The organism is Arthrobacter sp. 05N425 (assembly GCF_056397125.1).
Window position 1 is genome coordinate 76942 of sequence record NZ_JBFTMU010000008.1, and the last position, 23401, is coordinate 100342.

The window sequence follows — 23401 nt, forward strand, 5'->3', positions numbered from 1 at the left end:
ACCACACCACAGCCACACCAGACACAGGAGTCACCCCCATGCCAGATTTTGAACTCAGCGAGGACTACCAGGACCTCAGCAACACCGTCCGCGAATTCGCCGACCAGGTGGTGGCCCCGGTTTCCGCCAAGCACGACGAAGAGCACAGCTTCCCCTACGAGGTCGTCTCGCAGATGGCGGACATGGGCCTGTTCGGCCTGCCGTTCCCGGAAGAGTTCGGCGGCATGGGCGGGGACTACTTCGCCCTCGCCCTGGCCCTGGAACAGCTCGGCCGGGTGGACCAGTCGGTCGCGATCACCCTCGAGGCCGGCGTCTCGCTTGGCGCCATGCCGATCCACCGCTTCGGCACTGACGCGCAGAAGCAGGAATGGCTGCCGCTGCTGGCCTCCGGCAAGGCGCTCGCAGGCTTCGGCCTGACCGAGCCCGAGGCCGGCTCGGACGCGGGCGGTACCAAGACCACCGCGCGCCTCGAGGGCGGGGAGTGGGTCATCAACGGGAACAAGGAGTTCATCACCAACTCCGGCACCGATATCACCAAGCTCGTCACGGTCACCGCGGTGACCGGCCAGGAGGAACGCCCGGACGGAAGCATCAAGAAGGAAATCTCCACGATCCTGGTGCCCGCCGGCACGCCCGGCTTCACGGCGGAGAAGGCCTACAACAAGGTCGGCTGGAACGCCTCGGACACCCACCCGCTGACCCTCGACAACGTCCGTGTCCCCGAGCAAAACCTGCTCGGCACCCGGGGCCGCGGCTACGCGAACTTCCTCTCCATCCTCGACGAGGGCCGGATCGCGATCGCCGCCCTCGCCGTCGGCGCCGCCCAGGGCTGCGTGGACCAGTCGGTGAAATACGCCAAGGAGCGCAGCGCCTTCGGCCAGAACATCGGCAAGTACCAGGCCATCGCGTTCAAGATCGCCCGGATGGAAGCCCGCGCCCACACCGCCCGCCTGGCCTACTACGACGCGGCCGCCCGGATGCTCGCCGGCAAGCCGTTCAAGACACAGGCGGCCATCGCTAAGATGGTCGCAGGCGAGGCAGCCATGGACAACGCGCGGGATGCCACCCAGGTGTTCGGCGGCTATGGCTTCATCAACGAATTCACCGTGGCGCGCCACTACCGCGACTCCAAGATCCTTGAAGTCGGCGAGGGCACCACGGAGGTCCAGCTGATGCTGATCGCCCGCGAACTGGGACTGTAGCCGGCCGGAAGGGTCACCGATGATCAACAAAGTTGTTGCCAGCGCCGCCGAGGCCGTCGCGGACATCCCCGACGGCGCCTCCCTCGCCGTCGGCGGCTTCGGGCTGTGCGGCATCCCGGTGGCGCTAATCGACGCCCTGCATGAGAGCGGCGCGACCGACCTGGAAACCGTGAGCAACAACTGCGGCGTGGACGACTGGGGGCTCGGCATCCTGCTCAAGGACGGCCGGATCCGCCGCACCATCAGCTCATACGTGGGGGAGAACAAGGAGTTCGCCCGGCAATACCTGGCCGGCGAACTCGAAGTAGTCCTCACCCCGCAGGGCACGCTGGCCGAGAAGCTGCGGGCCGGCGGAGCCGGCATCCCGGCCTTCTACACGCCCGCCGGCGTCGGGACCCAGGTGTCCGACGGCGGCCTGCCGCAGAAGTACGACGCCGACGGGACCGTCGCGATCGCCTCCGCGGCCAAGGAAGTCCGCAGCTTCCACGGCGCCGACTACGTGCTGGAGGAGGCGCTGACCCCCGACTTCGGCCTGGTGCACGCCTGGAAGGGCGACCGGCACGGCAACCTCGTGTTCCATGCCACCGCAATGAACTTCAATCCGCTCTGCGCCATGGCCGGCCGGATCACCATCGCCGAGGTCGAGGAGCTCGTGGAGCCGGGGGAGCTGGACCCGGAGCACGTCCACGTCCCCGGCATCTTTGTCCAGAGGGTGGTCCTCGCGCCGCAGGCGGAGAAACGGATCGAAAAGCGCACCACCTCCAGCACCACCTCCAGCACCACCGAGAAGGCAGGAGCATAGCCGTGGAGACGAACAACGCGCAGGGCGCGCCGCCCAGGCCCGAAGCGGTCCGGCACGAATACCGGCGCTCCGCCGTCGAACACCCCGCCGGTGTGCAAGGCAAGGGCTGGACGCGCAACGAACTGGCCGCCCGGGTGGCCCAGGAGCTGCACAACGGCCAGTACGTCAACCTCGGCATCGGGATGCCCACGCTGATCCCCAACTACATTCCGGCCGGCGTCGAGGTGGTGCTGCACTCGGAGAACGGGATCCTCGGCGTCGGGCCCTACCCGGCCGAGGACCAGGTGGACCCGGACCTGATCAACGCGGGCAAGGAAACGGTCACCGTCAACAAGGGCGCCGCGTTCTTCGACTCGGCCGCATCCTTCGGCATGATCCGCGGCGGCCACGTCGACGTGGCGGTGCTCGGCGCCATGGAAGTGGCGCAGAACGGGGACCTCGCCAACTGGATGATCCCCGGCAAGATGGTCAAGGGCATGGGCGGGGCGATGGACCTGGTCTTCGGCGCCAAGAAGGTCATCGTGATGATGGAGCACGTGGACCGCAACGGCAACCCGAAGATCGTGGAACGGTGCACCCTGCCGCTGACCGGCAAGGGCTGCGTCGACCGGATCATCACCGACCTTGCCGTGATCGACGTCGTGACCGAAGGCGGCAAGTCCCGGCTGGTGCTGCGCGAGCTGGCGCCCGACGTCACCGCGGAGGACGTGGCCGCGGCCACCGGCGCCGAACTCTTCGAGGAAGACCAGGAACTCACCGTATGACAACGAATGCAGCGCCCGGGCCCGGAACCGGCCGCCGGGTGATTGAACAGCGCGGCCTCTACTTCGACGAACTTGAAGAGGGCGTGCTCTACGCGCACCGGCCCGGCCGGACCGTGACGGAGACGGACAACGTCCTGTTCACCACCATGACCATGAACACCCAGGCGCTGCACCTCGACGCCGCCTGGAGCGCCGGACAGCCGTTCGGCCAGCGGCTGATGAACTCGATGTTCACCCTCGCCACCCTGGTAGGGCAGTCCGTCCCGCAACTGACCCAAGGAACCATCATCGCGCAGCTGGGACTGACGGACGTGTCCTTCCCGCACCCGCTGTACCACGGGGACACGCTCTACACGGAGACCGTGGTCACCGGCAAGCGGCTCTCCTCGTCCCGGCCAGGCCAGGGCATCGTGACCATGCAGCACACCGGCCGGAACCAGGACGGCGTCGTGGTGGCCCAAGCGACCCGCAGTTGCCTGATGTGGACGCGGGAGGCGCACGCCTCGCAGCAGGAACCCGCGCAGCAGGCACCGGGGCAGAAAGACGCAGCCGAAAAGGGGACAATCGAAGCATGAGCTTCCTGATGGGCCCCGCCCTGCTGTTTTGCCCCGCCGACCGACCCGAGCGCTACCAAAAGGCCGCCGAGCGCTCCGATGCCGTCATCGTGGACCTCGAGGACGCCGTCGCGCCGGCGGACAAGCAGCGCGCCCGCGGCGCCATTCTCGCCCAGCTCGGCTCCGCCGGGGACGTCCCCGAACTGGATCCCAGCCGCACAATCATCCGGCTCAACCCGGCCGGTACGGAGGAGTTTGAAAAAGACCTGCACTGCCTCAAGCACACCCCCTACCGGCACGTGATGCTTGCCAAGGCCGAAAGCGCCGCCCAGCTCAAAGAGCTCGAGGGCTACAGCGTGATCGCCTTGTGCGAGACGGCCGCCGGCATCGTCAACGCCGCCGCTATCGCCGCGGAACCCAACGTGGTGGGCCTGATGTGGGGCGCCGAGGACCTGCTCGCCTCACTTGGCGGCACCTCCAGCCGGAGCGACGACGGCGGCTACCGCGCCGTTGCGTTGCACGCCCGCTCCACCGTGCTGCTGGCCGCCCGCGCGTTCGGCAAGGAAGCGATCGACTCCGTCTACGTCAACATTCCCGACCTCGACGGCCTCGGAGCCGAGGCCCGCGACGCCGTCGCGTCCGGCTTCGGCTCCAAGGCCTGCATCCACCCGAACCAGGTGGCCATCGTCCGGGACGCCTACGCCCCGTCCGAATCCGACGTCGCCGCGGCCACCGAACTGCTCCGCGCCGCTGCTGCCGCCGGAACGGGCGTGTTCCAGTACCAGGGCAAGATGATCGACGGTCCCATCCTCAAGCACGCCGAAGCCACGCTCCGCCGCGCCGGACGCCCGTGACAACTGCCCTCGCGAGATGACACTTCGCGGCAATGCTGCACCCAGGCATTGCCGCGAAGTGTCATCTCGGGCTTAGGGCCCGGTCAGGGCTGGTGGCCGGCCTTTACGGCAAGCACCGGGCAGCCTGCCTCGAGGAGGATCTGCTGGGCCGTGCTCCCCATGATGAGTTTCCCCACCGGGGTGCGCCGCCGAAGGCCGATGACGATCAGGTCCGCCCGGTGCTGTTCTGCTGCCTGCAGGACCTCGGTGGCTGCGTCGTTTCCACGGACCGGCTGCTGGACGAGGTGCTCGATGCCCTCGTTCTTCAGCCGTTCCTCGATCCCGACGATCTCCTCATCCTCGGCGTAGCGCTTGTCCACGAGGGCGTCGCCCCGTGAGGAATTGATCACCACCAGGAGTTTCGCATCCTTGCGGGCCTGGCTGATGGCTGCTTCGAGTGCCGCCGTTCCCTCCAGAGTGGGAAGGTAGCCAACGATGATGCTCATGGTCGCTCCTGTCGTCCTGCTGCTGTGTTCGTGGTGGTGTCCAGATCGCGGTCATCGAAGGGCTGGGCGTTCGCGCCACCGGCGTCTGTCCGGTCAGGGTCAGCCTCCGGCGTGGCGTGCATGCCGGCAAACGCCGGCTCCGCCTGTGGCCGCGACCTGCGCCAGGCCTTCAGCAGCAACGGCCACGCCAGGATGATCGCCACGACGACGTAGATGCCGACGGCGATCGGCTCGCTCCACAGACCGGCCGGGTCCCCGGCGCTGAGCTGCAGTGTCTTGCGCAGCTGGCCTTCGACCCGGGGGCCCAGGATCACTCCGAGGATGAGCGGCAGGACCGGCAGGCCGAACCGGCGCATCATGAACCCGAGCGCGCCGAGCACCAGCAGGATCACCAGGTCGAACGCCTGCAGGTTCACGGAGTAGGCGCCCAGGGTGGCGAAGAACAGGATCCCGGCGTAGAGGTAGGGTCGCGGCAGTTGCAGGAGTTTTGCCCAGAGCGGTGCCAGCGGCAGGTTGATGACCAACAGCAGGAAGTTTCCGATGAAGAGGCTGGCAATAAGGGCCCACACCAGCGGTCCTTCGCTCTCGAACAGCTGCGGCCCCGGCTGGATGCCGTACGAGGTGAAGGCCGCCAGCATCACGGCGGCGGTGGCGTTGGTCGGCAGCCCCAGCGCCAGCATCGGGGTCAGGGTGCCGGCCGCCGCCGCGTTGTTGGCGGCTTCCGGTCCGGCGACACCCTCGATGGCGCCCTTGCCGAACTCCTCGGGGTGCTTGGTGAGCCGCTTTTCCGTGACGTAGGACAGGAAGGTCGGGATCTCCGCGCCCCCGGCGGGCAGCGCGCCAAACGGGAAGCCGAGCACGGTTCCCCGCAGCCAGGGCTTCCAGGACCGCTTCCAGTCTTCTTTGCCCATCCAGGGCTGCCCCACCGGGATGATGTGGAGCGGGGTCCGGCGAAGGTGGGCGGCCACCCACAGGGCTTCGCCCACGGCGAAGATGGCCACGGCTACCACCACGATGTCGAGCCCGTCACTGAGCAGCGGCTGGCCGAACGTGAGGCGAGCCTGCCCTGTGACCGAGTCCATTCCGACCAGCCCAATCGCCAGGCCCAGGCCCAGCGAGGCGAAACCGCGGAGGCGGGAGGAGCCGAGCACTGCGGTGACGGCCAGGAGCGCCAGGACCATGATGGCGAAGTAGCTCGGCGATCCGAGGCTGACGGCGAATTTAACCACAATGGGTGCGCAGACCGCGAGGAGGGCGGTGCCGATTGTCCCGGCCACGAAGGAACCGATGGCCGCGGTGGCCAGCGCCTGGGCCGCCCGCCCGGCCTTGGCCATCTTGTTGCCTTCAATGGCCGTGACCACGGACGAGGACTCACCGGGGGTGTTGAGCAGGATCGAGGTGGTGGATCCGCCGTACATGCCGCCGTAGTAGATGCCGGCGAACATGATGAAGGCGCTGGTGGGCTCCAGCACGTACGTGACGGGCAGCAGCAGCGCCACGGTCATCGCCGGGCCCAGTCCCGGCAGGACGCCGACGGCGGTGCCAAGGACCACGCCGATCACGGCGTAGAGGAAATTCATGGGGGTCAGGGCGGTGGCGAAGCCGTCCATCAAGGAACTAAAGACGTCCATTTAGAGGATCCCTTCCAGCAGCCCGGCGGGCAGCGAAATTCCGAGGCCGAGGTAGAAGCCATAGAAGGTGAGCAGGGACAGGGCAACGGAGATCAGCCCGTCGCGGACGTAGTGCCGGCTGCCGAGGGCCCAGACGCTGCCCCAAAAGAGAACGGTTCCGGAAATGACCCAGCCGGCCCAATCAATGATCAGGACGTTGGCGATGAACGCGCCCGCGAGGGGAAGCACGGTCTTCCAGTCGGCCGGATGGGACAGGTCGACGTCTTCGCCGCCTTCAGTCTCGCCATGTCCGCCCCGCAGGACGTTGATGGCCAGCATCACTGCGCACACAATCAGCAGGCCGGCCACGATGTAGGGGACCGTTTTCGGGCCGACCGGGTCCGATTTGGAGTACGGGGTTACCAGGCCGACGGCGTCCCATAGGACCACCCCGCCGGCCGCCCCGAGCAGGAGGGCGACCCCCAGCTCGGAGCGGCCTTTGAGCCTGGAAGTCAAAGACGTCACGCCAGTCCAAGCTTCGTCAAGACATCGGCCACGCGCTTGTCCTGCTCGGTCAGGAAGGACTTGAAGTCGTCACCGGTGAGGAAGGCGTCGGACCAGCTGTGCGACTTGAGGGCCTCCTTCCACGAAGCGGTGCCGTGCATTTTCTCCAGGGCAGCAATCAGGGAAGCCTTGTCGGCGTCGCTGATGCCAGGAGGGGCAACAACACCGCGCCAGTTGCTGAAGACCAGGTCGATGCCGGATTCCTTGAGCGTGGGGGCGTCGACGCCGTCGAGTCGCTTCTCCCCGCTGGTCGCCAGCACGCGGACTTCGCCGGACTCGATCTGCTTCAGGTACTCACCGGCACCGGAGGCGGCGAAGCCGAGCTTGTTGCCGAGGATGGCCGGAAGGAGATCGCCGCCGCCGTCGTAGGAAACGAAGTTGACCTTGGTCGCGTCGATGCCGACGGCACCGGCCAGCTGCATGGGGAGAAGGTGGTCGGGTCCGCCGGGGGAGGAGCCGCCGCCTACGCTGATCGATCCGGGATTGGCCTTCCACGCGGCCACCAGGTCCTTGATGGTCTTATACGGGGAGTCCTTGGCGACCATGATCGCGCCCGGCTCTTCGATGAGTCGGGCCAGCGGAGTGGTGTCCGTAAGCTTCGACCCGGACTTGTTGGTGTAGCTCGCGCCGACGACGCCGAGGCCCATCAGCATGGCGAGGTCGCCGTTGCCCTTCTCGTTGACCACGCGGGCCAGGCCCACCGTACCGCCGGCGCCGGCGAGGTTGAAGACCTCCGTGTTGCTGGCGATCTTCTCGTCGTCGAGGACCTTCGCGGCGGCGCGGGCCGTGGTGTCGTACCCTCCGCCCGGGGTGTTGGGCACTAGGATCTGCAGGCCCGTGATGGGCCCCGCAGCGGCTCCGGAGCTGGCCGTACCGGTGGAGCTCTTGCCGGTGGCACCGCAGCCGGTGGCCATCAGCGCGATGCCGGCAGCGACGGCGGCAATTCGCAATGCGCGGATTTGGCGCATGTTTCCTCTTCTCAAATTTGGTTAGTCAATAATCGGCCAGCGGACTGGCCGGTGGTTTGATGTTAGGGGCCGACGTGACGGGGGCCACTCTTGTGTACGCAGAGAAAGTTAAGTTCATTTCGTTCACGTTTCCGGCACTTCACATGGCCCGCAGCGGAGCGGAAGCGGCACCGTTGGGTGGGGTATAGTTCACGGCACCGCCGCGGATTGTGATGCACAGACGCGCCGTTCCCGCGCTCCCCGCGGCGTGGCAAGCACCCTGAGGAAAGACAGTTCGTGACTCGACGAAGAGGAATGTCCCTGGCAGGACAGTATCTGGTTCTGCAGTTGCTTATTGTCATGGCCGTGTTGGTGGGCGTCGTCGCTATTTCGCTGGCGCAGTCTGCTGCTGCCTTCGAGCGTATCGAGGGCCGCCGGGCGTTGTCCGCCGCCGAAGCGCTGGGCAGCAATCCCGCCGTCCGGGCGTTGCTTCCCGCGGCAGAGCCGGCAAAAGGCTCGGCCCTGCCGTCGGTCGCGGAATCCGTCCGGACGGTTTCCGGGTCATCGCAGGTCGCGCTCGCCAAGCTGGACCGCACGGTTGTGGCCTCCTCAGACCCGTCCTTGCTGGGCCGCTCGCTGCAACTAGGGGAGAGCCGCGTCATGGAGGGACGGGCCTGGACCGGTGTGGTGGGAGGAACGGGCACCGTCCTGCTCTCAGCCCACGTTCCCGTCCTGGACGATTCCGGCACCATGATCGGCATTGCCTCGATCGGCCGGAACTACCCTTCCGCGTGGGAACGGCTGGGCGACGCCATCCCCAACCTGCTCACTTACCTGGGCGTCGCCAGCGTGCTCGGCGTCGCCGGCTCCTTGTTGCTGTCCCGCAGGGTGAAGCGGCAGACCCTCGGCATGGAGCCGAGCGAAATCTCCGGCCTGGTGGAGAACCGCGAGGCGATGCTGTTCGGGCTCAAGGAGGGAGTGGTGGCACTGGACCTCCGCGGACGGATTACCGTGGCGAACGACAGTGCCCGGGCGCTGCTGGGCCTGCCGCCGGACTGCGTGGGCAAGGACCTGGCCGGGCTCCCGGTTGAACCGGCGCTCAAGGAAGTGATGACCGGCGAACAGCCGGGCCAGGACCAGATGGTTTTGGTGGGGGAACGACTCGTGGTGCTGAACCGGGTGCCCATTCGTTCGAAGGGCCGGGTTATGGGTTCCGTCGCTACCTTGCGTGACCGGACGGAGCTCTCGTCACTGGAACGCGAGCTCGGTGCAACGCGTACGGCCACGGACACCCTCAGGGCGCAGGCCCACGAGTTCGCAAACCAGCTGCACGTCATTTCGGGACTGATCCAGATTGGCGAGTACGACTCCGTGGTGCAGTTCGTCAACGGCGTCACCGTGGAGCGGACGCGGCTCAGCGACGACGTGACCAGCCGCATCCAGGACCCGGCGCTCGCCGCTCTGCTCATCGCCAAGTCGAGCCTCGCCGTGGAGCGCGGAGTGCTGCTGCAGCTGGACCCCGCGTCGTCACTGTCGCGGGTGGGGGACGAACTTTCCCGGGACCTGACCACCGTCGCCGGAAACCTCGTGGACAACGCACTCGACGCCGTCACGGGGGCAACGGAGGCCTCCGTTCGGGTCCTTGTCGAGGACAGCCACGGCGAAGTTGTCGTGACCGTGAGGGACACCGGCCCGGGCATTGACGGCGCGGCGGCCGATGAGATCTTCCGCCAGGGGTTCAGCACCAAGCAACCCGGTCCCGACGGCGGCCGGGGCTTTGGCCTGGCGCTCTCGCGCGTGGTCTGCCGGCGCAGCGGCGGAAGCCTCACAGTGGCTAACGACGGCGGGGCAGTCTTTACGGCCCGGCTGAAAAGGACGCCGGCCAAGCGGGCGCCGGGGAAAGGAAAGGTGGGCAGGCTGTGATCAATGTCCTCATCGTCGACGACGACTTCATGGTGGCAAAAGTCCATTCCGGATTCATTCAGCGCACACCCGGCTTCGCCGTCGTGGGCCTGGCGCACACCGGAGCCCAGGCGCTCGCGGAAACCGCCCGGCTGCAGCCTGACCTGGTCCTCCTCGACATTCACCTCCCCGACATCAATGGGCTGGACCTGATGACCAGGCTGCGGGAGACGGCGCCGGAACTGGACGTGCTGGTGATCAGCGCGGCCCGCGAGGTCGAGACCGTCCGCCGGGCACTGCGGGGCGGGATCGTGCATTACCTGATCAAGCCGTTTTCGCAGTCGGACCTGCAGGAGCGGCTGGAGCACTATCGCAACGCCTACCAGGGGCTGGACCAGGCCAAGGACGTGGCCGAACAAGCGGACGTGAACCGCGTCTTCGGGCTGGAGCGCACCGAGCGCGGGGAGCGGACGGAAATCCGCCTCCCCAAGGGGTGCAGCGCCGAGACCCTGCGGCGGGTGGTCGACGTGCTTCAGGCGGCCGAGGCGGATCTCTCGGCGGCCGAAGTCGCGGACCTGCTGGGCACGTCCCGCGTCAGCGCCCGCCGCTACCTGGAGTACCTGCACGACGAGGCGAGGGTGGGCGTCCGCCTCAAGTACGGCGCGGGCCGTCCCGAACGACGCTACGAGCTGAAGCCGGCGTGACGCCGCCGGTGTCCGTGTAATCGCCGAGCTGACAGATCACGGCAGTGTTCCTCGCAAACACTGCCGTGACCTGCCACTTCGCGCGGTGCGGGATACTTAAGCCATGCAGCCGCGCACAATCGTCCTCCTCGGATCCACGGGGTCCATCGGCACCCAGGCCATCGACGTCGTCGACGGCGCCCCGCACCTCTTCGAGATCGTGGCCCTCAGCGCCGGCGGCGGCAACCCCGACCTCCTCGCCCGGCAGGCCGTGCACACCCGGGCCCGGGCCGTCGGCATCGCCAGCGGGGACGCGGTGGCGCTTCAACAGCTGATCGACGACGCCGCCCGCGCGGCCGGCGTCACCGGCTACCGTCCGGAGATCATCACCGGCCCCGCCGCCTCCACCCGGATCGCGGAAATCCCCGCCGACGTCGTGCTCAACGGCATCACCGGCTCGATCGGGCTCGCCCCCACGCTGGCCGCGCTCAAATCCGGCGCCACGCTGGCGCTGGCGAACAAGGAATCCCTGATCGTGGGCGGAGCCCTGGTCAAGGCGGCCGCCCGCGAAGGCCAGATCGTCCCGGTCGATTCCGAGCACTCGGCGATTGCCCAGTGCCTGCGTTCCGGCACGGCCGCCGAGGTGGACCGGCTGGTGTTGACGGCCTCGGGCGGCCCGTTCCGCGGCATGACGCGGGAGCAGCTGCAGGACGTCACCCCCCGGGATGCCCTCGCGCACCCCACCTGGGACATGGGCCTGATGGTCACCACCAACTCCGCGAGCCTGGTCAACAAGGGCCTGGAAGTCATCGAGGCCCACCTTCTCTTCGACATCCCGCTGGAGCGGATCGACGTCGTGGTCCACCCGCAGTCGGTGGTGCACTCGATGGTCCAGTTCGTGGACGGTTCCACCATCGCCCAGGCCTCGCCGCCGGACATGCGGCTGCCCATCGCCCTGGGCCTGGGCTGGCCGGACCGGGTGGCCGGCGCCGCGCAGCCGTGCGACTGGAGCAAGGCCACCAGCTGGACCTTCGAGCCGCTGGACACCCGGGCGTTCCCCGCCGTCGGCCTGGCCAAGGACGCCGCCGGGCGGGGCAGCACCTTCCCGGCGGTCTTCAACGCCGCCAACGAGGAAGCCGTGACGGCCTTCCACGCAGGCCGGATCCGCTTCACCGATATTGTCGATACCATCGAAGCCGTCCTCAGTGAGCATTCAGGATCCTCGGGGCTGACGGTCGAATCCGTGCTGGATGCTGAACAGTGGGCACGTGCGCGGACGCTCGAGCGTTTGTCCGTGGGAAGTGCCTAAGAAGTAGCCCACCAGTGCCCAGGAAGTAGCAAAGCCCAGCATGAGTCCCGTTGTCCTCTTTATCCTCGGCGTCGTCTTCGTCGTGATCGGCGTCGCCGTGTCCATCGCCCTGCACGAGGTGGGGCACCTGGTCCCGGCCAAGCTCTTCAAGGTGCGGGTCACGAAGTACATGATCGGCTTCGGACCCACCATCTGGTCCAAGCGCCGGGGCGAGACCGAGTACGGCTTCAAGGCGATCCCGCTCGGCGGCTTCGTTTCCATGATCGGCATGTACCCTCCGAACGAGGCCGACGGCAGCGTCCGGCCCTCCAGCACCGGTATGTTCCAGTCCCTCGCCGCCGACGCGCGTTCCCTGGCGCACGAGGAAATCGGTCCGGACGACGGGAACCGGGTCTTCTACCGGCTCCCGGTCTGGAAAAAGATCATCATCATGCTCGGCGGCCCCGCGATGAACCTGCTGATCGGCGTGGCGCTGACCGCCGTGCTGCTTATGGGCTTCGGCGTGTCCGCGTCCACCACCACCATCGCCGACGTCTCCAAATGCCAGGTAAAGGCCGGCGAGACCGTGGATCCGAACTCGGCCGACTGCAAGCCCACTCCCGCCGCCGCCGCGGGCCTCAAGCCGGGGGACCGCATCACCTCCTTCGACGGCAGGGCGGTCACCAGCTGGGAGGAGCTCACCGGCTGGATCCGCGCTTCGGCGGGCAAGCAGGTCGGCATCACGGTGGAGCGCGACGGCGCTCCGGTCGCCACCACTGTCACTCCGGTGCTGTCCTCGCGGCCGGTCGTCGGGGCGGACGGCCGGCAAGCCAAGGACGCCGACGGCAAGCTCCGCTACCAGGACGTCGGCTTCCTTGGCATCGGCGCCCAGACCGCGCTCGTGCAGCAGCCGGCGTCGGCCGTGCTGCCGCTGGCCGGCGAGAACATCAAGCAGATCGCCGGCGTCGTCGTGAACCTCCCGGCCCGCGTGGCCGGCGTGGCGCAGGCCGCCTTCAGCGAGGAGCCCCGCGACCCCAACGGTCCCATCAGCGTCGTCGGGGTGGGCCGCGTGGCGGGCGAGGTCGCCGCCATGGAACAGGTTCCGCTGCAGAGCCGGCTGGCCGCCCTGGTTGGGCTGCTCGCCGGGCTTAACTTCGCGCTGGCCGTGTTCAACCTTGTCCCGCTGTTGCCGCTCGACGGCGGCCATGTTGCCGGGGCGCTGTACGAGGGGGCCCGCCGCCAGATTGCCCGGCTGCTGGGCCGGCCGGACCCCGGTGCGTTCGACATCGCCAAGCTGCTGCCGGTGACCTACGTTGTGGCCGCGCTGCTGATGGGCATGGGCGCGCTGTTGATCTACGCGGACATCGTCAAGCCGGTCAACCTCTTCGGCTAGGCCGGCAACGTCCTGCCGGCCGGGCACCGCGGGCACCGGCCGCCGCGGGCTCCGGCCGCCCCAACCGGTAACCACTTAACCGTGGGGGACTGTTTAGCTATCCTCAGCTTATTTCGGCTGATTTTGAATAATCAGTCCTAAACGGTTGATACATTAGGATCAGCCGCCTAGGGTTGGGCTATGTACGTGATGACCATCGATCAGCGCGGCAGCAGCACCGACGTCGACCGCGTCCCGGGGCTCCTGGCCGAACTTGTGCAGCTTTGCCCCGGCGCACGCTTCGAGCGCTCCGTCGGCGACGAGGTCCAGGGCGTGCTGGAACGCCCCGGCCAGGTCGTGGAGATTGCCCTGCACGCGCTCCGCAGCGGGCGCTGGTATGTGGGCATCGGCGTCGGGTCCGTGGACCTCCCGCTGCCCGCGAGCCCGCGGGAAGGCTCGGGGCCGGCCTTTGTCGCGGCCCGCCTCGCGGTGGAACGGGCCAAGTCCGCCTCCTCCCACGTCCCGCTCGCCGTCGTCTCCGGCGGCCGAMGGCGGAGGAGTGGCGCCGGCCCGGCGGACGATTCGCCAGGCGCCCGTGAGTGCGCCAACGCGGAGGCCGTGCTGCGGCTGATCGGGCGCCTGGTCCAGGACCGCACCGCCGCGCAGTGGAAGGTGGTCGACGTGCTGCGCGGCGTCCGGCAGGGACTCGCCGGCGCCCACGGGACCCAGAAGATCGCGGCCAGGCAACTCGGAATCACGGAACAATCGGTGAGCCGCGCGCTGCTTCGTTCCGGTTGGCAGGAAGAATGGGCGGCGAGGCCTGCTGCGGAAATGCTGCTGGCCCTGGCCAACGGCCTGACCGCCGGGCCGGACAACGACGCCGGCCGGAACGCCGCCCGCCAAGCCCCTAGCGAAGGAGACCGGTGAACACCCTCTGGATCACGCTGGCCCTGCTGATTGCCGGGTTCGCCGGCTGGCCGGTCACCGCCTTGGTGTTCCGGCTCGCCCGGACCATTGATGACCGCTCGGACAGCCGGGCCGACGCCGCCGGCGGTTCCCGTACCCCTGACAGTCCCGACGCGGACGGAACGGTCGACGGCGAGATCACCCGGCCTGCTGCGGCGCCGTCCCTGCCCGCGGAGGACGGCGCCACCCCGGAGGCTGCTGCGGACGGCACCGGACCGGCGCCCGCGGTTCCGGGAGCCGGCACCCGCATCCTGCGCGGCGGCGCGATCATCGGCGTGCTCGAACGGTTGGCGGTCTGCCTGGCCATCCTGACCGGCCAGCCCGTCGCGATCGCCTACGTCGTGGCGATCAAGGGCCTCGGACGCTTCGCGGAGCTGAAGGAAACGCCGGTGGCCGCGGAACGGTTCATCATCGGCACCCTCACCTCGCTGCTGTGGGCGGCCGGAGTCGCGGCCCTCGCCAAGGTGCTTTTCCTCGGCTGAGACGCCCGTCCCGGCGGAAACGGCGCCAGGCGGCGCAAACGGAAGCCGGGCCGGCGTTGGACATCCCCGACAATGCGAACGGGCCCGGGCGGATGGGAACCGGGCGGGCAGGGCGATAGGGTAGCTGTATGACTGTTTTTGCTGTTGAGTACGTTTACGATGCCGAATCCGCCGAAGCCCGGGACGCTGCCCGTCCCGCGCACCGCGAATGGACCGCCGCACTTGCGCAGGAGGGCACCATCCTGGCCAGCGGCCCCTACTCGGACGGCGCCGGCGCCCTGCTCATCTTCAAGGCCGCGGACGAAGAGGCCCTGAATGAGCTGCTCAAGCAGGACCCCTTCGCCAGTGCCAGCGCTATCTCCGGCACCCGTACGATGGCTTGGGCTCCGCTGACCGGCCTGTTGGCCGGCCCTGCGGCCTAGCCCACACCGCCAATCCCGCCATCGATCCATCGACCTAGAATTCGATTCACAGAGGAGTCCACGTGACCTCGGTCAGCCTGGGAATGCCGTCGGCACCGCCCCCCGTACTTGCCCCGCGCCGGAAGACCCGCCAGATCAAGGTGGGCTCGGTCGGCGTCGGCTCCGACTCGCCGATCAGCGTGCAGTCGATGACGACGACTCCGACCACGGACATCAACGCCACCCTGCAGCAGATCGCCGAACTCACGGCCTCAGGCTGTGACATTGTCCGGGTGGCCTGCCCGTCCGCCGACGACGCCGAGGCCCTGCCGATCATTGCCAGGAAGTCGCAGATTCCGGTGATCGCGGACATCCACTTCCAGCCGAAGTACGTGTTCGCCGCGATTGAGGCCGGCTGCGCGGCCGTCCGCGTGAACCCGGGCAACATCCGCAAGTTCGACGACCAGGTCAAGGAAATCGCCCGCGCGGCCAAGGACCACGGCACCTCGATCCGGATCGGCGTCAACGCCGGGTCGCTGGAGCCGGGCATCCTGAAGAAATACGGCAAGGCCACCCCCGAAGCCCTCGTCGAATCCGCCGTCTGGGAAGCCTCGCTGTTCGAAGAGCACGGCTTCCACGACTTCAAGATCTCGGTCAAGCACAACGACCCCGTGATCATGGTGGCCGCCTACGAAATGCTGGCGGAAAAGGGCGACTGGCCGCTGCACCTCGGCGTGACCGAGGCGGGCCCGGCCTTCCAGGGCACCATCAAGTCCGCCACCGCCTTCGGCGCCCTGCTCTCCCGCGGGATCGGCGACACCATCCGGGTTTCCCTTTCCGCACCGCCGGTGGAGGAAATCAAGGTGGGCAACCAGATCCTGCAGTCCCTGAACCTGCGCCCGCGCAAGCTCGAGATTGTTTCCTGCCCCTCTTGCGGACGTGCCCAGGTGGACGTCTACACGCTGGCCGAGCAGGTCACGGCCGGACTGGAAGGCATGGAAGTCCCGCTGCGCGTCGCCGTCATGGGCTGCGTGGTGAACGGTCCCGGCGAGGCCCGGGAAGCGGACCTCGGCGTCGCCTCCGGCAACGGCAAGGGCCAGATCTTCGTGAAGGGCGAAGTCATCAAGACTGTTCCCGAAGACCAGATTGTTGAAACACTGATCGAAGAGGCCATGCGTCTCGCTGAAGAGATGGGGGAGTCCGATGGCGAAGATGCTGTCCAGGGTAGCCCCGTGGTTAGCGTCTCGTAGGGACGGCGCCGCAACCGGCGCCGCCGCCGGCCTCACCGCCGGCCTCACCGTCAGGGTCCTGGCGGGCGCGGACACCCGTGCCCTGCTGGACCTGGCCCGGCAGGACGCCGTCGCCAACGTCTTCATCCTGTCCCACCTCGAGACCGCCGGGACGGCGTCGCCCACCGCCGGCGGCGCCAGCATTTTCGGCGTGTTCGACGGCGGCGCCCTGGTCGGCGCCTGCTGGGCCGGCGCCAATCTGGTGCCGGTGCAGCTGGATCCGGAGCTGGCCGGCCCGGTGGCAGCCGCGGCGCACCGCGCAGGCCGCCGCTACGCCTCCATCTTCGGCCCCGCCGAGGCGGTCCTGGCGCTCCATGCCGCGTTGGAGCAGTTGGGCCATTCCGCCCAGGAAATCCGCAGCGAGCAGCCACTCCTGACCATCGCCGGGCCGCCGGCCGTCGAGCCCAACCCTGCGCTTGGCTTCGGCCACCTCGCCGACTTCGACCGGATCCTGCCCGCCTGCGCGGCCATGTTCGAGGAGGAAGTGGGCTATTCGCCTTACCTGGGCGGCCGAGAGTACTACAGCCGCCGGGTCAAGGGCCTGATCCGGGCCGGCCACTCGCTGGTCCATCTGGGTCCGGACGGCGACGTGGTGTTCAAGGCCGAACTCGGTGCGGTGACACCGGAGGTCACACAGGTGCAGGGCGTCTGGATGAACCCGGCCTCCCGCGGGCTGGGCCTGAGCGCCGGCTACATGGCCGCCGTCGTGGTCCTGGCCCAGACCCTGGCGCCTGTCACGAGCCTGTACGTCAACGACTTCAACACCCGTGCCCGCGCCAGCTATGAGCGGGTGGGTTTCCACCAGGTGGGAACTTTTGCGACCGTGCTCTTCTAGACACGTTCGTGACAGCCATTTATGACAGAAATCTGGTTGCAGACTCTTGTTTTAGCGACTTGGATCACATAGGTTCTAGCTAGCCGCGCCGTGCAGGCGCGTGCGGTCTCAGGGGGAAACCAACCGTGGGCTGCGGGTGCCACCCGGCAGGGCAGCATCAGTCAACCCGGCAGCCTTGGACTTAGCGGCACTGGGGTCGCAGGGGCCACGCCATCACAGGATGACCAGCCGGAAACGGCCAGGGGCTTCCGTGTCATGGCGTGGCTCTTCCATTTCCGGAAGGGAACCGGGCCCCGGCTTGGCGGTAGATTAGTCTCTGGACATTTTCGTACCTACCCAGTCCACCCGCACTTCCTCAGAAACGGATACCTCCCAGTGGTCCTTCGACTCTCAAAGCTGTTCCTGCGCACCCTGCGTGAAGACCCCGCCGACGCCGAAGTGGCCAGCCATCGGCTGTTGGTCCGGGCCGGCTACATCCGCCGCGCGGCCCCGGGCATCTACACCTGGCTGCCGCTGGGGCTGAGTGTGCTGCGCCGGGTGGAGCAGATCATCCGTGAGGAAATGACCGCCATCGGCGCGCAGGAAGTGCATTTCCCCGCGCTGCTGCCGAAGGAGCCCTACGAGGCGACGAACCGCTGGACCGAGTACGGCGAGGGCATCTTCCGGCTCAAGGACCGCAAGGGCAATGACTACCTGCTGGCCCCCACGCACGAGGAAATGTTCACCCTGCTGGTCAAGGACCTGTACTCCTCGTACAAGGACCTGCCGCTGAGCATCTACCAGATCCAGAACAAGTACCGCGACGAGGCCCGTCCCCGGGCCGGCCTGCTGCGCGGCCGCGAATTCATCATGAAGGACTCCTACTCCTTCGACGTCGACAACGCCGGCCTGGACGCCAGCTACGCGGCGCACCGCGGCGCCTACCTGAAGATCTTCGAACGCCTCGGCCTTGAGGTCATCCCGGTCACGGCCACGGCCGGCGCCATGGGCGGGTCCAAGAGCGAGGAATTCCTGCACCCCACCGAGATCGGCGAGGACACCTTCGTGCGCTCCGCCGGCGGCTACGCAGCCAACGTCGAAGCCGTCACCACCGTTGTCCCCGCGGACATCGACTTTTCCAACGCCCCGGCCGCGGAGGTCCGCGACACCCCGGACACGCCGACGATCGAAACGCTCGTCGACGCCGCCAACGCCCTGGCTCCCCGCAGCGAGGCCGACGGCGGCGCCTGGACCGCCGCGGACACGCTCAAGAACGTGGTCCTCGCCGTGACCCTGCCCACCGGGGAACGCCAGCTCGTCGTGATCGGCGTGCCGGGCGACCGCGGCGTGGACCTCAAGCGCGTCGAAGCGAACATCGGCGCCTTCCTGCCCATCGGCGGCGAGATCACGCTCGAGGCAGCCAACGAGGAAGACCTCAAGAAGCAGGCCCTACTGGTCAAGGGCTACATCGGCCCCGGCCTGTCCCTGGACGCGCCGCTGCTCGGTGCCGAAGCTGCCTCAAAGCTCCTCTACCTCGTTGATCCCCGCGTGGTCCGCGGGACCGCCTGGGTCACCGGCGCCAACGAGGCCGGCAAGCATGTCTTCGGCCTGGTCGCCGGCCGCGACTTCGGCTGGGACGGCGTAATCGAGTGCACCGAGGTGCGCGCCGGCGACGAAGCCCCCGACGGTTCCGGCCCGCTGGAAACCGCCCGCGGCATCGAGATGGGACACATCTTCCAGCTAGGCCGCAAGTACGCCGAGGCCCTGGACCTGAAGGTCCTGGACCAGAACGGCAAGCAGGTCGTCGTGACCATGGGCTCATACGGCGTCGGCGTCACCCGCGCGGTGGCCGCGCTGGCCGAATCCAACCACGATGACAAGGGACTGGTCTGGCCGCGCGCCGTCGCTCCGGCCGACGTCCACGTCGTCGCGGTGGGCCGCGGCGAGGAGATCTTCGCGGCCGCCGAGCAGCTGGCCCTCGACCTGGAGGCCGCCGGCCTCGAGGTCATCTACGACGACCGCCCCAAGGTGTCCCCGGGCGTCAAGTTCGGCGACGCCGAACTCGTGGGCGTCCCCACCATCCTCGCCGTCGGGCGCGGGCTGGTGGACGGCGTCGTGGAGATCAAGGACCGCCGCAGTGGCAACGCCGAGAACGTAACCGTTGACAAGGCCGTTGATTACGTGGTCAACGCCGTCCGCAACAACTGACCCGCCCCGGCGTTGCAGGGAATGGTTTCCGGACTTGAGTCGATCCAGCTCGGCACGCTCATCCTGGTGGTGGTGGCCGGTTTCGCCGCCGGCTGGGTCGACGCGGTGGTGGGCGGCGGCGGGCTGATCCAGCTCCCGGTCATGCTGCTGATCCCCGGGATCAGCCCGGTGCAGGCACTGGCGACGAACAAGATGGGTTCCATCTTCGGCACCACCACGAGCGCCGTCACCTTCTACCGGCGCGTGCGGCCGGACCTGCGCACCGCGGTGCCGATGGCGGTGATCGCCCTGGCCGGCAGCTTCGGCGGGGCGGTGCTGGCGGCGACCCTGCCGGCCAGCGTGTTCAAGCCGATCATTGTGGCGGCGCTGGTCGCCGTCGCCCTGTTCACCGCCTTCCGTCCCAACGTGGGCGAGCTGACCAAGCTGCGGCACGACGGCCACCGGCACTATGTCGTGGCCTGCCTGATCGGCGCCGTAATCGGCTTCTACGACGGCATGATCGGCCCGGGCACCGGTTCCTTCCTGATCATCGCGCTGGTCTCCGCGATGGGCTACGCCTTCCTGGAGGCCAGCGCCAAGGCCAAGATCGTCAACATGGCCACCAACGCCGGCGCGCTGATGTTCTTCCTGCCGCACGGTTCGCTGCTGTGGGGGCTCGGGCTGGTCCTGGGCGCAGCGAACATGGCCGGCGGCTACCTCGGCGCCCGGACCGCCGTCAGCCGGGGCAGCAAGTTCATCCGGATCGTCTTCCTCGTAGTGGTGGGCGCGCTGATCCTCAAGCTCGGCTCCGACGTCTGGCAAGACGCCTTCGCCTGAAGGACCACGGCCCTCCGGCGCCGGCACCTCCAAGCCCTCCCGGACCGGCGCGGCCAGGCGTAGCATGCAGCTATGCCTGACGGTCCGGACCCCTACCGCGCTGCCCTGGAAGCCGCCGTGCGCCACGCCCACGAATGGCTGGACAGCCAGTCCAGCCGCAAGGTGGCGCCCAGCGCCACTGCAGCGGAACTGGCGGCCGAGTTCGGCGGCCCGCTGCCGGAGACAGGAACCCCCGCCGCCGAAGTGGTGGAGTACCTTGCGGCCAGGGCGGAACCCGGCCTGATGGCCATGCCCTCCGGCCGCTTCTTCGGCTGGGTCATCGGCGGCACGCTTCCGGCCGCGCTGGCGGCCGACTGGCTGGTCAGCGCCTGGGACCAGAACGCCKTACTGCGCTATGCCGCGCCAGCGGTGTCCGCGATCGAGGAAGCCGCCGGGAACTGGCTCGTCGGACTGCTCGGACTTCCGGCGGAGTCCGACGTCGGCTTCACCACCGGAGCGACCATGGCGAATTTCGCCGGGCTCGCCGCGGCCCGCTGGCGGCTGATGACCGACGCGGGCTGGGACCTTGAACGGGACGGGCTCTTCGGCGCCCCCAGGATCCGCTGCCTGGTGGGCCGGGAACGGCACGACTCCGTGGACCTGGCGCTGCGCTACCTCGGGCTCGGGACGCCCACCCCGGTTCCGTCGGACCGGCAGGGACGGATCATCCCGGCCGAACTGGAACGCCAACTCGCCGAGGGCGCCGGTCCGGCCCTCGTCTGCCTGCAGGCAGGGAACCTTCACTCCGGAGCCTTCGACCCGTTTGCCGAGGCGGTCAGGGTGGCGAAGGAGCACGGCGCCTGGGTCCACGTGGATGGCGCCTTCGGGCTCTGGGCCGCCGCCGTGCCCGAACTCGCCGGCCTGACGGCGGGCATGGGGCTGGCCGATTCCTGGGCTACCGACGCGCACAAGACCCTCAACGTCCCCTACGACTGCGGCATCGTCGTGGTCCGGGACCGCACGGCTCTCCGCTCGTCGCTGGGAGTGCACACGAGCTACCTGATCCAAGCCGGGGACGGGGCGGGGGATCCGCTGGAAACCGTCCCGGAGCTCTCCCGACGGGCCCGCGGCGTCCCAGTGTGGGCGGCGCTGAAATCGCTCGGGCGCACCGGGGTGGCAGAGCAGGTCCGCAGGCTGGCCCAGCGCGCCGCGCAGCTCGCCGAACGACTCGCCGGGCTGGACGGAGTCGAGGTGCTCAATGACGTCGGCTACACCCAGGTCTCGCTGGCCTTCGGCGACGACGCGAGCACGCGCGCCGTGACGGCCCGGATCATTGCCGAGGGCCGGGTCTGGATGTCCGGCTCACGCTGGCAGGACCGGGACATCCTGCGGATTTCGGTGAGCAACTGGAGCACGGACGACGACGACGTGGCAGCCGCCGTCGACGCCGTGCGGGACGCTGTGGCAGCGGTCCGGGGGCACCGCTAGGGCTGGCCCGGCTGGTGGATGGCGTCCCCGGGCGCCGGCAGCTCCTGCGGCCCGGGCAGGCCCTCGAGGGTGTTCCCGGCGAGGGTGCTGGCGACCCAGAGCGAGCGGGCCAGGTCGCCGTCGTGGTTCCGTTTGGCCGCGTACCACAAGGCGATGTCCACCTCGCGGGCCAGGGCCCATTGCCGGGCGGTCTCGCCGTCGAGGCCGGCGGCGGAGCTGAAGTCCAGGCAACGCTGCAGCAAGGCTTCGCCGGCGCCGGACCGGGGCAGCTCGGCCAGACGGTTCCAGAGCAGCGGGGCCACCGCGAACTCCGCTTCGCCGATCATGGGCTGCGGGTCGATCGCCTTGAAGTCCCCGGGTTTGAAGTCCCCGGGCGCCGCCGGGGCACCCGGCACGGCGAGGATGTTCAGGAAGTGCAGATCCGTGTGCACCAGCACGTCGGTGCCGGAGCGACGGCCGACGGCGCCGCGGGTCTGGCAGACCTCCAGGGCGGCCTCCAACAGCCAGCGGGGGAAGGGCCGGCCCAGCTGTTCCCAGCTCTCCGGGAGGTCGTCGCTCCATTGCTCGGCGCGGGCCGCCACATGGTCGAACTCGCGCCACTCCGGCCGGCCGTCCGGCGGCAGGCTCAGCTGGTGGACGATGCCGCCCCAGACGTCCGCGGCGGCATCCAGCGGAACGTCCTGCAGCGAGCGCCCGGCGTCGAGCTGCTCAAGTAGCAGCGCGCCGGCGTCGGGGTCGGATGCAAGGGCCAGGACGGCGCCCCGGCCGCCCCACAGCGCCAAGGCGTGGCGTTCGACCAGTGCTTCCTCGTGCGGATAGGCAAGTTTCAGGACCGCCGCTGAGCCGGCCCGCTGGGGCCCAGTCCCGCCGTTATCAGGGCGGCGGCGCACCGGGACCACGACGGCGCCGTGGCCGTGCCAGGGCAGCACGCCGGAGGCGAGGTCAGGCTCGAGCTGCCATTGTTCCAGGCAGCGTCCGATCAGCCGGGGGAGTGACGCCAGCCAGGACCGGCCCTCGGCACTGTTGCCGTAGCGGCCGGTGAGGCCGGGCGGGATCGGGACGGCTGCTGGCGTTCTCATCGCCTCCAGCGTAGTGGCTGGCCTAGGCAGTGATGCCGCTGGCGCCCAGCCAGCTGCCGATCAGGAAGGTCGCCGCCAGTGCCGCGGCACCGCCGATTACCACCCGGACGGCTGCCTTCATCTTCGAGCCGCCGCCAATCCAGGCACCCATGGCTCCGGTCGCCGCGAGGGCCACGAGCACGGCCGCGAAGGTCAGCGGGACACGGATGTTTTCCGGCGGCAGCAGGATGGCCAGCATCGGCAGGATGGCGCCGACCAGGAAGGCGACGGCGGAGGCGAAGGCCGCGTGCCAAGGACTGACGATGTCCGTCTCGTCAATGTGCAGCTCGGCCGACAGGTGCGCGGCCAGGGCATCGTGCGCGGTCAGCTCGGTGGCCACCGTTCGGGCGGTTTCCGGGCTGAGTCCCTTGCCCTGGTAGATGGCGGCCAGCTCCGCCAGTTCCTCCTCGGGCTGTTCGGCCAGCTCGCGGCGTTCCTTCTCGACCAGCGCCTGCTGGCTGTCCTTCTGGCTACTGACCGAGACGTACTCGCCCAGGGCCATGGAGATGGCGCCGCCCACGAGCGCCGCGGAGCCGGCGATGAGGATCGGCCCCGAATCCGTGGTCACACCGGCGACGCCGACGACGACCGCAGCGACCGAGACGATGCCGTCGTTGGCGCCTAGAACCCCGGCCCGGAGCCAGTTGAGCCGGTGCGCGATGTCGTTGTGGTGGGGCTCGTTGTCATGAAGTGCTGCTGCTCCGCTGGTTTCCATGCCTACAGCAAATCATCAGCTGGCGCCGCGGGCCAGTATTGGAAGGCTAAGCAAGGTAAGCAGGACCTTGGTCGTCCGGGGGAGAACCGGCCCGGGAC

23 protein-coding genes are annotated in these 23401 nt (G+C 68.8%); 17 read left to right on the forward strand and 6 right to left on the reverse strand.

Annotated elements, in window-relative coordinates:
* The first annotated feature begins 38 nt into the window (after positions 1-38).
* Genes AC1DGE_RS12335 through AC1DGE_RS12355 form a run of 5 tightly spaced genes read left to right on the forward strand, consistent with a single transcriptional unit; the run spans position 39 to position 4176 of the window.
* Entirely contained in the window at positions 39-1202 is a 1164-nt protein-coding gene (locus AC1DGE_RS12335; RefSeq protein WP_476893537.1) for an acyl-CoA dehydrogenase family protein, read from the forward strand.
* A gap of 19 nt (positions 1203-1221) precedes the next feature.
* Positions 1222-2004, forward strand: a complete 783-nt coding sequence (locus AC1DGE_RS12340) for a CoA transferase subunit A (protein ID WP_441419335.1) — start codon at positions 1222-1224, stop codon at positions 2002-2004.
* Positions 2005-2006: 2 nt separating this feature from the next.
* Positions 2007-2768 (forward strand): CoA transferase subunit B, encoded by a 762-nt coding sequence (locus tag AC1DGE_RS12345; RefSeq protein ID WP_476893539.1) that lies wholly within the window; start codon positions 2007-2009, stop codon positions 2766-2768.
* The gene (locus tag AC1DGE_RS12350; protein WP_476917529.1) at positions 2765-3343 is read left to right on the forward strand and encodes a MaoC family dehydratase; all 579 of its coding nucleotides are present in this window, start codon (positions 2765-2767) and stop codon (positions 3341-3343) included. The genes AC1DGE_RS12345 and AC1DGE_RS12350 overlap by 4 nt, the downstream gene beginning before the upstream one ends.
* Positions 3340-4176: an HpcH/HpaI aldolase/citrate lyase family protein gene (locus AC1DGE_RS12355; protein ID WP_476917530.1), complete on the forward strand. Its 837-nt coding sequence runs from the start codon at positions 3340-3342 to the stop codon at positions 4174-4176. Before AC1DGE_RS12350 ends, AC1DGE_RS12355 begins: the two co-directional genes overlap by 4 nt.
* 83 nt (positions 4177-4259) lie before the next feature.
* Here the strand turns inward: AC1DGE_RS12355 and AC1DGE_RS12360 are convergent, their stop codons facing one another.
* Genes AC1DGE_RS12360 through AC1DGE_RS12375 form a run of 4 tightly spaced genes read right to left on the reverse strand, consistent with a single transcriptional unit; the run spans position 4260 to position 7803 of the window.
* Complete coding sequence (locus AC1DGE_RS12360) at positions 4260-4661, reverse strand: universal stress protein (RefSeq protein WP_476917531.1); 402 nt, start codon at positions 4659-4661, stop codon at positions 4260-4262.
* Positions 4658-6292, reverse strand: a complete 1635-nt coding sequence (locus AC1DGE_RS12365; RefSeq protein WP_476917532.1) for a tripartite tricarboxylate transporter permease — start codon at positions 6290-6292, stop codon at positions 4658-4660. Before AC1DGE_RS12365 ends, AC1DGE_RS12360 begins: the two co-directional genes overlap by 4 nt.
* Positions 6293-6796 carry a tripartite tricarboxylate transporter TctB family protein gene (locus tag AC1DGE_RS12370; RefSeq protein WP_441419341.1) on the reverse strand — a complete coding sequence of 168 codons (504 nt, stop codon included), beginning with the start codon at positions 6794-6796 and terminating at the stop codon, positions 6293-6295.
* A complete protein-coding gene (locus AC1DGE_RS12375) occupies positions 6793-7803 on the reverse strand; it encodes a Bug family tripartite tricarboxylate transporter substrate binding protein (RefSeq protein ID WP_441419342.1) in 1011 nt (336 codons plus the stop codon). The genes AC1DGE_RS12370 and AC1DGE_RS12375 overlap by 4 nt, the downstream gene beginning before the upstream one ends.
* Positions 7804-8097: 294 nt before the next feature.
* Here AC1DGE_RS12375 and AC1DGE_RS12380 point away from each other — a divergent pair, with 294 nt between their 5' ends.
* The 12 genes from AC1DGE_RS12380 (at position 8098) to AC1DGE_RS12435 (ending at position 21470) form a co-directional block, all read left to right on the forward strand.
* The gene (locus AC1DGE_RS12380; RefSeq protein WP_441419343.1) at positions 8098-9705 is read left to right on the forward strand and encodes a sensor histidine kinase; all 1608 of its coding nucleotides are present in this window, start codon (positions 8098-8100) and stop codon (positions 9703-9705) included.
* The gene (locus AC1DGE_RS12385) at positions 9702-10388 is read left to right on the forward strand and encodes a response regulator (protein ID WP_441419344.1); all 687 of its coding nucleotides are present in this window, start codon (positions 9702-9704) and stop codon (positions 10386-10388) included. Before AC1DGE_RS12380 ends, AC1DGE_RS12385 begins: the two co-directional genes overlap by 4 nt.
* 103 nt (positions 10389-10491) lie before the next feature.
* The gene (gene dxr, locus AC1DGE_RS12390; RefSeq protein ID WP_476917533.1) at positions 10492-11676 is read left to right on the forward strand and encodes a 1-deoxy-D-xylulose-5-phosphate reductoisomerase; all 1185 of its coding nucleotides are present in this window, start codon (positions 10492-10494) and stop codon (positions 11674-11676) included.
* A 40-nt stretch (positions 11677-11716) separates the two neighbouring features.
* Positions 11717-13048, forward strand: a complete 1332-nt coding sequence (locus AC1DGE_RS12395; protein ID WP_476917534.1) for a M50 family metallopeptidase — start codon at positions 11717-11719, stop codon at positions 13046-13048.
* Between the two features lie 180 nt (positions 13049-13228).
* On the forward strand, positions 13229-13954 hold the full coding sequence (locus AC1DGE_RS12400; RefSeq protein WP_476917535.1) for a MarR family transcriptional regulator: 726 nt from the start codon (positions 13229-13231) through the stop codon (positions 13952-13954).
* A complete protein-coding gene (locus tag AC1DGE_RS12405; RefSeq protein WP_476917536.1) occupies positions 13951-14475 on the forward strand; it encodes a hypothetical protein in 525 nt (174 codons plus the stop codon). The genes AC1DGE_RS12400 and AC1DGE_RS12405 overlap by 4 nt, the downstream gene beginning before the upstream one ends.
* Positions 14476-14603: 128 nt before the next feature.
* Positions 14604-14897, forward strand: coding sequence for a YciI family protein (locus tag AC1DGE_RS12410; protein WP_476917537.1), 294 nt, complete (start codon positions 14604-14606; stop codon positions 14895-14897).
* Between the two features lie 62 nt (positions 14898-14959).
* The gene (gene ispG, locus AC1DGE_RS12415; protein ID WP_138769799.1) at positions 14960-16126 is read left to right on the forward strand and encodes a flavodoxin-dependent (E)-4-hydroxy-3-methylbut-2-enyl-diphosphate synthase; all 1167 of its coding nucleotides are present in this window, start codon (positions 14960-14962) and stop codon (positions 16124-16126) included.
* Positions 16089-17000: a GNAT family N-acetyltransferase gene (locus tag AC1DGE_RS12420; RefSeq protein WP_476917538.1), complete on the forward strand. Its 912-nt coding sequence runs from the start codon at positions 16089-16091 to the stop codon at positions 16998-17000. The genes ispG and AC1DGE_RS12420 overlap by 38 nt, the downstream gene beginning before the upstream one ends.
* Before the next feature lie 375 nt (positions 17001-17375).
* Positions 17376-19187 carry a proline--tRNA ligase gene (locus AC1DGE_RS12425; protein ID WP_476917539.1) on the forward strand — a complete coding sequence of 604 codons (1812 nt, stop codon included), beginning with the start codon at positions 17376-17378 and terminating at the stop codon, positions 19185-19187.
* A 21-nt stretch (positions 19188-19208) separates the two neighbouring features.
* Positions 19209-20003, forward strand: a complete 795-nt coding sequence (locus tag AC1DGE_RS12430; protein ID WP_476909699.1) for a sulfite exporter TauE/SafE family protein — start codon at positions 19209-19211, stop codon at positions 20001-20003.
* Between the two features lie 72 nt (positions 20004-20075).
* Complete coding sequence (locus AC1DGE_RS12435) at positions 20076-21470, forward strand: pyridoxal phosphate-dependent decarboxylase family protein (protein WP_476917540.1); 1395 nt, start codon at positions 20076-20078, stop codon at positions 21468-21470.
* Here AC1DGE_RS12435 and AC1DGE_RS12440 read toward each other — a convergent pair.
* Entirely contained in the window at positions 21467-22549 is a 1083-nt protein-coding gene (locus tag AC1DGE_RS12440) for an aminoglycoside phosphotransferase family protein (RefSeq protein WP_476917541.1), read from the reverse strand. The genes AC1DGE_RS12435 and AC1DGE_RS12440 overlap by 4 nt on opposite strands.
* A 22-nt stretch (positions 22550-22571) precedes the next feature.
* The gene (locus AC1DGE_RS12445; protein ID WP_441419355.1) at positions 22572-23303 is read right to left on the reverse strand and encodes a VIT1/CCC1 transporter family protein; all 732 of its coding nucleotides are present in this window, start codon (positions 23301-23303) and stop codon (positions 22572-22574) included.
* Positions 23304-23401: the final 98 nt, after the last annotated feature.